6 protein-coding genes are annotated in these 10,967 nt (G+C 66.4%); 1 reads left to right on the forward strand and 5 read right to left on the reverse strand.

Features of this window, described 5'->3' with window-relative positions:
• Window positions 1–253 precede the first annotated feature (253 nt).
• Window positions 254–1,288 carry a cytochrome d ubiquinol oxidase subunit II gene (cydB, locus tag GPA_RS05345; protein ID WP_015539194.1) on the reverse strand — a complete coding sequence of 345 codons (1,035 nt, stop codon included), beginning with the start codon at window positions 1,286–1,288 and terminating at the stop codon, window positions 254–256.
• 8 nt (window positions 1,289–1,296) lie between these two features.
• Entirely contained in the window at window positions 1,297–2,781 is a 1,485-nt protein-coding gene (locus tag GPA_RS05350; RefSeq protein WP_015539195.1) for a cytochrome ubiquinol oxidase subunit I, read from the reverse strand.
• 377 nt (window positions 2,782–3,158) lie between these two features.
• Between GPA_RS05350 and GPA_RS05355 the strand changes: the two genes are divergently transcribed.
• The gene (locus tag GPA_RS05355; protein WP_015539196.1) at window positions 3,159–7,826 is read left to right on the forward strand and encodes a lectin like domain-containing protein; all 4,668 of its coding nucleotides are present in this window, start codon (window positions 3,159–3,161) and stop codon (window positions 7,824–7,826) included.
• Between the two features lie 76 nt (window positions 7,827–7,902).
• On the opposite strand, the gene hypD is transcribed toward GPA_RS05355, so the two are convergent.
• From hypD to GPA_RS05370, 3 genes are all read right to left on the reverse strand, one after another.
• Window positions 7,903–9,009: a hydrogenase formation protein HypD gene (gene hypD, locus GPA_RS05360; RefSeq protein ID WP_015539197.1), complete on the reverse strand. Its 1,107-nt coding sequence runs from the start codon at window positions 9,007–9,009 to the stop codon at window positions 7,903–7,905.
• The gene (locus tag GPA_RS05365) at window positions 9,006–9,263 is read right to left on the reverse strand and encodes a HypC/HybG/HupF family hydrogenase formation chaperone (protein WP_015539198.1); all 258 of its coding nucleotides are present in this window, start codon (window positions 9,261–9,263) and stop codon (window positions 9,006–9,008) included. The genes hypD and GPA_RS05365 overlap by 4 nt, the downstream gene beginning before the upstream one ends.
• A 51-nt stretch (window positions 9,264–9,314) precedes the next feature.
• The coding region (locus GPA_RS05370) for a Kae1-like domain-containing protein (RefSeq protein WP_167536605.1) at window positions 9,315–10,967 on the reverse strand (1,653 nt) is incomplete at its 5' end.

Here is a 10,967-nt window from a genome sequence, read left to right on the forward strand (position 1 = left end):
GCTCGGGTTCGGGCGCGGGCTCTGCGGCCGGCGCCGGCGACGCCTCGGGCGCAGGCACGCTTCCCGGCTGCTGCTGCTCGGGGTTCCCGGGCAAGGGTACCGTCCGATCTTGATCTTCTGCCATGGTCGTTCCTCTCTGATCAGGCTCGTTGTTGCTCAATACTCTACCACAATACTATAGTAAAGTAAGGCCGACCCGCAAATCGGGTCGGCCTTCGATTCTGCTTTCGCCAAGGTTTCCGCAGCTGTCGCGCTAGTAGTGCGCCAGGTCGTCGTCCTCGATGCGCCCGCGGAACGTGCGGTAGATGATCACGTGGTACACCAGCACCAGCGGCAGGCCCACGCACGTGATGATGGTCATCCACATGAGCGAGAGCTCGGACGACGCGGCGCTCATGAGCGTGATGGACGGGCCCACGCTGCCGGCCGACGCCACCACGAGGTTCGGGAACATCGAGGCGGCCAGAAGCCCCACCAGGCAGAACGCCGACACCGACTGCGCAAGGAACGCGCCCTTGTCGCTGCCCTCGCCGCGCCGCGCCAGCACGATGGAGGCCACGATGCCGCCCACGGCCAGGATGGCGAACAGCCAGCGCACGATGCCGAGCGCCGGGTCCATGGCCGGCTGGATGACGAAGTGCCCGTACACCGACACCGCCAGGAACAGCACGAGCGCCGCCACCTGGAGCGGCAGCCGCAGGCCGACCGCACGCGCCTGCAGGGCGGACGGCTTCGGCGCCTTGAGCGCGATCCACGCGGCGCCCGCCGCCATGAACATGGCCAGGCCGAGCAGGCCGCACAGCAGCGTGAACGGGGTGATGAGCCCCAGCAGCGGGACACCCACGTAATCGCCGTTCATATCCATGGGGATACCCGCGTAGATGTTGCCCACGGCCACGCCCAGAAGCAGCGCCGGCAAGAGCGACCCCACGAAGAAGCAGCCGTCCCACACCTTGCCGTACTTCTTGTCGTGCCCGCGGTACTCAAGCGACACCGCACGCACGATCAGGCCGAACAGCACCAGCATGACCGCCAGGTAGAACCCGCTGAACGTGGCGGCGTACGCGGGGGCGAACGCCGCGAACAGCGCGCCGCCGGCCGTGAGCAGCCACACCTCGTTGCCGTCCCACACCGGGCCGATGCTGCGGCGCACGACGGCCTTCTCGCGGTCGTCCTTCGCCACGAAGGGGTACAGCACGCCCGCGCCCAGGTCGAACCCATCGAGCACGAAGTACCCGCCGATGAGCACGAAGATCAGGAAGAACCACAGCACGTTGAAGAAAGTCATCTCCACGGCTACTCACCGCCTTTCGCAGCGACCGCAGGATCGTCCACCGGCGCGAAGCCGGGCACGGCGTCCTTGCGCTTGGCCTCGTCGGATGCGGCATCGTCGGCCTCGGCCGGCGCCACCACCGGGCCCTCCTTGATGAAGCGGCCCATGACGCGCGCCCACGCGAAGATGAGGAACACGTACACCAGGAAGAACAGCGCCATGGTGATCAGCAGCTCGGGTGCCGATACCGAGGCCGAAGCCGCGTCGCCGGTGGCGAGCGCCACGCCCTCGGGACCGGTGGCCGACGGGTACACGACCCACGGCTGGCGGCCGAGCTCGGCGGTGAACCATCCGGTCTGGATGGCGATGACCGGGAACACCGGCGAGATCAGCACGAGGCGCTGCAGCCACTTCATGTTCTTGATGCGGCCGCCCTTGCGGTACGTGAACACGATGGCCAGGATGGCCGTGATCATGATCAGGCCGTACATAGCCACCATGATATGGTACGTCTGGAACACGAAGTTCACGGGCGCCGTCTCGGGGTCGAGCGCGCCGTACTGCTCCGTCTCGGCCAGCGAGTTCAAGCCCTGGTACTCGGTGTCCCAGGTGCCCGTGGCCAGGAAGCTGGTACCGCCGGGGATGGAGAACGGGGTGATGACCTGCTGGCTCTCCTCGTCCACCCAGCCGAACAGGTACAGCGGCGGAACCTCGTCGTCGTACATGCCCTCCATCATGGCGAGCTTCGTGGGCTGCTCTTCGGCCACGACCACGGCCGACGCATGCGCCGTGAAGATCATGACGCAGCTGGTGACGATGCCCACCACGGCGCCGATGCGCATGGTCTTCATGGCGAAGTCGGCGTGCCGGCCCTTGATCAGGTACCACGCGCTCACGGCCATGGCGGCGAACGCGCCCATGATGAGCAGCGCCACCACCACGTGGCTGTAGCGGGCCATGAGCGACGGGTTGAGCGCGGCGCCCAGGAAGTCCGTGATGACGGCCTTCGACCCGTCGGCCGCAAGCTCCGCGCCGGCCGGCGTCTGCATCCACGAGTTAGCGATGAGGATCCACAGCGCCGAGAGGCAGGAACCGAACCACACGAGCCAGGCGCTCACCAGGTAGAATTTCGGCGACACGGTCTTGCGGCCGAACAGCAGGATGCCGAGGAACACCGACTCCAGGAAGAAGGCCAGCAGGGCCTCGGCAGCAAGCGGCGCGCCGAAGATGTCGCCCACGAAGCGGGAATAGTCGGCCCAGTTCGTTCCGAAGGAGAACTCCATCGTGATGCCCGTGGCCACGCCTATCACGAACGTCGCGGTGAAGATCTTCACCCAGAACCTCGAGGCCGCCGCGTCTTTCTCGTTGCGCGAGCGGTAGTACTTGGTTTCGTTGATGGCTAGGATCAATCCCAAACCGATGGTCAACGGCACGAAGAAGAAGTGGTAGGCCGCCGTCAGGGCGAACTGCACACGCGCCAGCAACACGGGATCGGAAAAGATATCCATGGCACACCCCCTTTATGTCTCGCCTTGCCCTCCGCGCCGGCCCTAGGGAATCGGCGCGCTTTTAATTGATACTATACTAGCACCATTTATATGAAAATACTATGCCTGCTCCGATCATTTTTCGGCTCCAAGCGGTTGCCTGCCCCCTCCTGCCGATTGTAGGGCCGTGCACTGCGGTCGTTCCCGTTTCGGCACGGAATCGTTGACGGAGGGGATGCTCTTTTCCGCAGCCTCGGCCGCGCGGCGGCGTGAGAGAGCGAGGAGGAGGCGCTTTCTCGGCGCACAGGCCGGCATGTAGGGCATTTCGGCCGAGGCGATGCGCGTACCAGCCGGTCGCACGGTATACTGCACAAGAGGTCCTGCGTCGGGAGGTTGCCATGATCGTGCGTCGTATGCTCGCATTGCTGCTGTCAGCGGCCCTGGTTGGAGGACTGGCGCCCGGCGCAGCCCTTCCGGCCCACGCGACGGAGCCGAACGACGGCGCCGCAGCGCAGAGTGCGGCCATTGAGCTGACGGCCTCCGACGTCAATCCGGACTACCTAGCTTACCTGAACGGGGAAACCGACATCAAGGCATCGACGCTCGACTTGTCCTACTTGGGCGACACCCTTGCAAGCGGCGTGGCAACTACGTTCGCGAACGACCTCCTTCCCGAATCCTTCGACTTGCGCGAGCGGGGCGTGGTAGGGCCGGTGCTCGACCAGTCCCAAACCCAGAACTGCTGGGCGTTCGCCAACCTGGGAGCCGCCGAGAGCAGCGTGCTGCCCTACTACCCCACCGCTCAGCTCTCTCGCGCGCACCTGGCCTGGTTCACCTACAATGGCAACGAGGAGCAGGAAGTGGAGGGTGCGAAGAGCTACCCCCAACAGGCTTACGACACCGGTGCCTGGGACCAGCAGGCCATCGGCACGCTGGCCGCATGGAAAGGGCCGGTGCTGTCGTCTCGGGTACCGTTCCAGGCAGCGTACGTGGACGAGAGCCTGCGCTACGCCGCCGACTTTCACCTGCAAGATGCCTACTACTTGCCCACGTCGCTCAACGGCATCACCGGCGCCGCCATGAAGCCCAGTATCGACACCGTCAAACGCATCATCCACGACGAGGGCCCCGTCACGGTATCCATCGCCACACACGGCAATCATTGGCACGGCACCGAATTCGTTGAAGGCGTTTCGCGCCAGACCATGTACGCAAGCCAGAAAATCGACATCGACCACGCCGTGCTGATCGTGGGCTGGGACGACACGTTCAGCCGCGCGAACTTCGGCGGACCGGAAACCGAGCTGCCCGAAAACGACGGCGCATGGCTCGTGAAAAACAGCTGGGGCGCGAACTGGGGCGAGAGCGGCTATTTCTGGCTCTCCTACGAGGATCATTCCGCCATCTACGGCGCCACGCTGAAACTGGAATCGAAAGACAATTACACGGGCAACTACCAGTTCGACACCATGGGCTGGCGCACAAGCCTGGCCGTGTCCTCCGGCGCGGGCGCCGAGGATCCCGACGCACCCTCCAGCGGCGAAGGAGCTGCAGCGTACCTGGCCAACGTCTTCACGGCCGCGGGGAACGAGACGCTGGAGGCCGCCTCGTTCTATACCACCGACGAGGGCACGTCGTACGCCATCGACGTCTACCTGAACCCTGCCGAGGGAGACCCCACCTCGGGCACGAAGATGGGCGGCACCCAGACGGGCAGCGAGGCCTACCCCGGTTATCACACGGTGGAACTCGACGCCGACCTGCGCTCCTCTTTGCAGAAAGGCGATACGTTCTCCCTGGTCGTAAAGCTGGAGAATCCTTTCTACAAGAACGTGGTTCCCGCCGAGGCGGTCATCGGGCGCGGCGCTGCGTTCCAACCCGTGTACGTAGGCAAGGACGCCGCCGGAAACGAGGAAGTCAGCTATGTGTCCGCCGACGGAATATCGTGGACGACGCTGGGAAAATCACTGATGGACTCAAAGGGAACATCCGTGTACGCCACGAACGTCTGCCTTAAAGCCCTCACGCGCGAAGCGGGCGGCAGCGGAGCCGTCTGGCCACCCGAAGAACCAGACACATCACAGGTGAACGGCATCACCGTCAGGAGCACGCTGCATGAGACGCAGGGCGAATTTCCCCTTGATCTGCCCGCCTACGAATACCTGGATTTGAGAAGCACGCTTGAGGAGGGCGGCTTGCGCACGAGCTTCGACGTATTCTTGCCTGCCGCCCCATCCTCCGCAGAAGGCTTTTCCTACTCGGTGTCCGTCCTGCCCACCTCGAACCAGAAGGTGGCGATGTCGTTTGACGGCGGAGCGCCCGAGCCGCTGGAAAACGGTCGGTTCGGGCGGGAAGTGGCCCTGGACGATGTTGTCTCAAGAACGCATACCATAACGTTGACCAGCAACGATCCAGCTGGATTGAAAGGTTCAACCACCTACGAGCTGCGCCTGTGCTTATCCGGCCTCACCTTCGACAACACAACGGAGACCGTGGGCTTCGATGACGCGCGCCTGAGCGTGCAGGCACCCGACGGCACCTGGCTCTCCAACGGCGACCGTGTGTCGGCCTGGTCGGTGGTCGACGGACTGCAACCACACCACCTAAGCGTGTTCGACCGCAACGACCCAGACGGCGAACCACGGTACCGCGTGCCCGTTCCCACCCGCGAGCCCGACCCTACCCCCGGGGCGATAACGATAGATTTCACACGCGAGACGCCCAACATCAATACAAGCAGCAAATCCCTCAAGGCCTCGTACCAGGCAGACATGAGCGATTCGTTCCCCTTATTCGAGGACACCCCCTTGGAACCGGGGCGCAGGCTGTATTTCAGAAGCGGCGGCCTGTCGGGCCGGTTCGACTCGACGGGCATCTCTTACCTCGACGTGCCCGCACGACCGGCAGCGCCCACCGAGGTCGCCGTGCGCGAGGCTACGTCGACCTCAATAACGCTCGCCTTCCAACCCGATGGACAGCAGCTCGAGTACCGCCTGGCCGACGGTAGCTCGCAGCACGACGGCTGGCAGAGCTCGTGCTTGTTCAGAGACCTGCAGCCGGAAACCGATTACCTGTTCCAAGTGCGCAAGGCCGCCGTGATGCCCGGAGGAGCCGGCCAAGGCGGCTTGGGTTCCGACGGCGGAGATGCGAAGAACGCGGAGAGGACGGACGACGGAAGGGTCGATGCCGCCGCGCTGCAGGAGGGGGCCTTCGCATCGGAGGCCGTGGAGATGAGCGCACGAACGGCTGAGGCGCTGCCGAGCAGCTTCGACCTGCGCATGACCGGCGCACTCGCCCCCCTGCGTGATCAGGGCGTATACAGCACATGCTGGGCTTTCGCCGCCTTGGCATCGCTGGAATCGAACCGCATCGCTCAGGGGAACGCGGACAGCTCGATCGACCTTTCGGAGGCATCGCTCGCGATGCTCACCTACCAGCACCGCGCGCTTGGCGAGGGAGACCCCTCTGCGCTGGACCGGTATGCCGTTTCCACGAAGGACGAGGGCTTGGGAGCACGGGGGCTGCTGACGGGCGGCACGTGGAGCCATGCGGTGAGCACGCTTGCGCGCTGGCAGGGCGCGGCCGACGAGGGGGCTTGCCCCTACCTGCCGCCCAGCGAGCCGGGCGACTACGAGGAGGCCGCTGCCGCCATGGATGCGGCGGCGGGCACGACCGTAGGCAGCGATGCCGTGCGACTCGACCAGGCAATCGAACTGCCCAGCCCCTTTGCGACCGGAAGCGGCGGAACAGGGCCCGCCGGCGGCGAGATAAACGAGCCGGCGAGCAGCTACGCGGGCGACGCCTCCTCCGGCGCCGGCGTCGCCATCGACCTGCTGGCCTGCGAGAAGATCAAAGAGGCTCTGCGCCAGTACGGAGCCCTCGACTTCGGCATGCACGAGCCGTTCGAGGGAGACGGCTACTGGGCCGATGCCGACGTTGAGCAGGGTATCTGGAAGCACCATTGGTTCTACGACGCCGACACGGCAAACTACACGGTGAATCACTCCCTGTCGCTTGTGGGCTGGGACGACGCCTATCCCAAGGAGAACTTCACCATCGTTGTCGACGGCGTCGAGCACACACCCGCAAACAACGGCGCCTGGATCCTGCGCAACAACCGCGGGGAGGGTTTCGGCGACGGCGGCTACCTGTACGTTCCCTACGAGGAGCGTGCCATCCGCGCCCCGGTGGCCCTAGCAGCCGAAAGCGGGCGCGACAACACGTTCGACTACGCCAAGAACTACCAGTACGACTCGCTGCACGCCGTGGGCCTGCAGGCTTCGTGGGGAGATGCCGCCAAAGCCGCCAACGTGTTCACCTCATCGGGCGACGAGCGGCTGGTAGGCGTAGGTGTCTGGGTCACGTCGCCTGCCGTGCGCGTGACCATCGACGTGTACACCGGCCTTGCCGACCCGACGGACCCCGAGAGCGGCACGCAGGTCACAGCCGCCCACACGGAGCTCGACGCGCTGAACGCCGGTTACCTCACGCCCGCGCTGGCAAACGCGGTCGACCTCAAAAAGGGGCAGGCGTTCGCCGTCGTCGTGACCGAGACGCAACTCTACGACCAGCAGGGATGGGCCCTTATGTCGTCCACCATACCGCTCGAAGGCGCACGCCAGGTGGGCGAGAACCCCGACGGGACGCCCCGTTACGACAGCGTTCCGCACGTTGATGCCGGCCAAAGCTTCGTGTTCGAGCACGGTGTCTGGAGCGACGTGGCCGCCGTAGCCGACGACCTTGCCGCGCGCACCGGCAGCCCCGTGGGCAACGTTGCCGTGAAGGCGTTCACCAATCCTGCTGGCACGCCTGTCGAACCAGACGGCCCCCCTTCGCCCGCGGGCCCGGACACCGAGGACAGCGGCAATGGAGGCAGCGACGAAGCGAGAGCCCTCGTGCGAACCGGCGATACCGCAGTGCCGGCAGCAATCGGAGCGCTTGCCCTCGCCGTCCTCGCCGCGTGCGCAGCCCTCGCAGCGACGGCGAAGCGGGAGGTTACCTCGTCCGGGAGTCTGCTCTCACGGCGCGCTTCTCGGCGCACCTGCCGACTCCGGCCACGCGAATAAGCTTATTGGAGACACTGCAGCCGGGTCGGTTAGGCGGTCGGGCCGACGCCTCCCACGCGCCCGCGAAGCCGAACCCCTAGTAATACCGGTAGTACGCGGCGCAGCTGCCCTCGCTCGACACCATGCAGGGGCCCACGGGATTCTCGGGCGTGCAGATGCGACGGAAGAGCGGGCACTCGCTGGGGGCCATGATGCCGCGCAGCACGTCGCCGCAGCGGCAGCCTTTCGGGTCCTGCGTGGGCTCCACCTGCGGGTTGAAGCGGCGGACGGCGTCGAACTGCGCGAACTCCTCGCGGATGCGGTAGCCCGAGCCGGGGATCTCGCCCAGGCCGCGCCAAAGCGCCGTGCAGGTTTCGAACACCTCGTCGATGGCGGCCATCGCCACGGGGTTGCCCTGGGGCATGACGCCGCGCGCGTAGGCGATCTCTATCTCGGCGCGTCCCTCGTGCAGCTGGCGCATGATCATGGCGATGCCCTGCAGCACGTCCACCGGCTCGAAGCCCGTGATGACGCCGGGGATTCCGTACTTCTCGGCCAGGAATTTGTAGGGCTCCGCGCCGATGATGGTGCTCACGTGGCCGGGCAGGATGAGCGCGTCCAGCTTGAGCTGCGGGTCGTTGATGATGGCCTCCAGCGCGCCGGGCATGTTCTTGTGGGCGCCGAACACGCTGAAGTTCTTCAAGCCCGCCGCGGCCGCACGCTTGATGGCCATGGCCACGAGCGGCGTGGTGGTCTCGAATCCCACGCCCACGAACACGATCTCGCGGTCGGGATGCTGCTCGGCCAGGCGCAGCGCGTCGAGCGGCGAGTACACGATCTGCACGCTGCGGCCGGCGGCCTGCTCCTTGAGCAGGCTCGACGTGGAGCCGGGCACGCGCGTCATGTCGCCGAACGTGGCGATGGTGACGTTGTCGGTGCGCGCGAGGGCGATGACGGTGTCGATGTCGCGGTTCGACGTGACGCACACCGGGCAGCCGGGGCCGGACGCGAGGCGCGTGCCCTCGGGCATGAGGTTGCGGATGCCGTTGCGCGCGATGGCCATGGTGTGCGTGCCGCACACCTCCATGAGCGTGGCGCCGCCTGCGGGCGCGAGCTTCTGGATGGAATCGACCAGGCCGCGTGCGAGCTTAGGGTCCTTAAACGCCGCGAGCTCGGCCTCCAGCGCGGCGGGGTCGACGGTCATCGGGTGCCCCCTTCGACGTCGGGGATGTCCTCGCCGGCAAGCTCCGGGAACTGCTTGATGAGGTCGATGGTCTCCTGGGCGTAGTCGGCGTCCACCACCTCGATGGCGAAGCCGGCGTGCACGAGCACGAAGTCGCCCGCGCCGGCTTGCGGCGTAAGGTCGACGGCGATGTCGCGCGTGACGCCCAGGATGTCGACCGTAGCCAGGTTGCCGTCTTTGAGCTCGGTGATCTTCGCGGGTATGGCCAAGCACATAGGTTCATGCCTTCTTTCAGGTTGCGGCGCAAGTCCGCGGCGGATCGCGCCTTACGCACCGCCCTCGGCGGCGCCCTCTTCGTTCGAGGCCCATGCTACCACAGCTTGGCCGAACGAGATGCAGCCGTCGTTGGGCGGCAGATCGCGGTTGACGGCCACCGTGAAGCCGACGCGCTCAAGCGCCGCCAGCGCATGCTCCACCAGGTAGCGGTTCATGAACACGCCGCCCGACAGCGCCACCGTCTCGATGCCGTACACGCTGCGCGCCAGCTCGGCCGCCGTGACGACAGCCTGCACGAACGCGTCGTGGAAGCGTCGCGCGATGACGGGCACGGGCACGCCGGCCACCTTGTCGTCGAGCAGCGCCTGGAACGTGGGCGCCGCATCGAACAGCACGACCGAGGTGTCCTGCGCCGTGCTTTCCGCCGTGGCGGTGTTCTTGACGACGGCGATGGCGTAGCGGTCGGCGGCCTCCGCGTCCGCCTCGTCGCCGGCAGCGGCCTCGCCCATCGCGGCCTCCAGCAGAATGGCAGGCTCGCCCTCGTACAGCGGGTTGGTGCAGACGCCCAGAAGGGCGCTGGCCGCGTCGAACAGGCGGCCGACGGACGAGGTCATGGGCGTGTTCAGGCCGCGGTCGATCATCTGCTCGCACACGTCCGCCTGCTCGCCCAAGGCCGCGAGAGCGTCGGCCGCGCCCGGATGCTCCAGCAGGTCGAACGCCCACAGCGCGCCGTAGGCCATGCGCAGCGGGTGCTTGACCGCAGCCGCACCGCCCGGCAGGGGCACGTAGGCGAAGTTCGCGAACCGCTCGAACGCGCGCTGGTTGGAGAGCAGCACCTCGCCTCCCCAGATGGCGCCGTCGACCCCGTAGCCCGTGCCGTCGAACGCGATGCCGCACACAGGGCCGGGCAGGCCATGCTCGCCCATCACCGACACGATGTGGGCATGGTGGTGCTGCACCTCCGAGAGCGGCAGGCCGTGCACGCGGCTCTGATCGTGGGCCCATTTCGACGTGAGGTACTCGGGATGCAGGTCGCAGGCCAGGCGGCCGGGCTCGATCTCGAACAACGCCTCGTAACGGTCCTTCGCCTGGAGCCACGCGTCGTAGGTCTCCGCGTTCTCCATGTCGCCGATGTGCTGCGACACGAACGCCTCGGCGTCGCGCGTGAGCGTGAACGTGTTCTTCTGCTCGGGGCCCACGGCGAGGATCGCCCGAGGACGAACGAATGTTTCACGTGAAACTTCTTCGGCGGCGGGCGCGGGCAGCGACAGAGGAATCGGAAGAGGCGCGAACCCGCGAGCGCGGCGGAGGAACTGAAGCGCCTCTCCCGCGCTGCCGGCATTGATAACGCGCACCACCGAGTCGTCGTAGCGGGCGCAGATGGCGCGATCGTGGCCGAGAAACGCGTCGGCCACCGAGAACAGCTTCTCGTAAGCATCCTCGTCGTCGATGACGATGGGCTCGTCGTGGATGTTGCCGGACGTCATGACGAGCAGGGGAATGTGACAATATCCCCGTCCCATTGTCACACCGGCACGTCCCATTGTCACACCGGCGAAGTCGTGGAGCAGGAGGTGCTGGAGGGGGGTGTAGGGCAGCATGACGCCCAGTTCGGGCAGGCGGTCGGCCAACCCCGGCGCAAAGGCGGCGTCCGGGCGCTTCTTCAGCAGCACGATGGGGCGCTGCGAGCCCTCGAGCGCGGC

It is taken from the genome of Gordonibacter pamelaeae 7-10-1-b (assembly GCF_000210055.1).
Lineage (GTDB): Bacteria > Actinomycetota > Coriobacteriia > Coriobacteriales > Eggerthellaceae > Gordonibacter > Gordonibacter pamelaeae.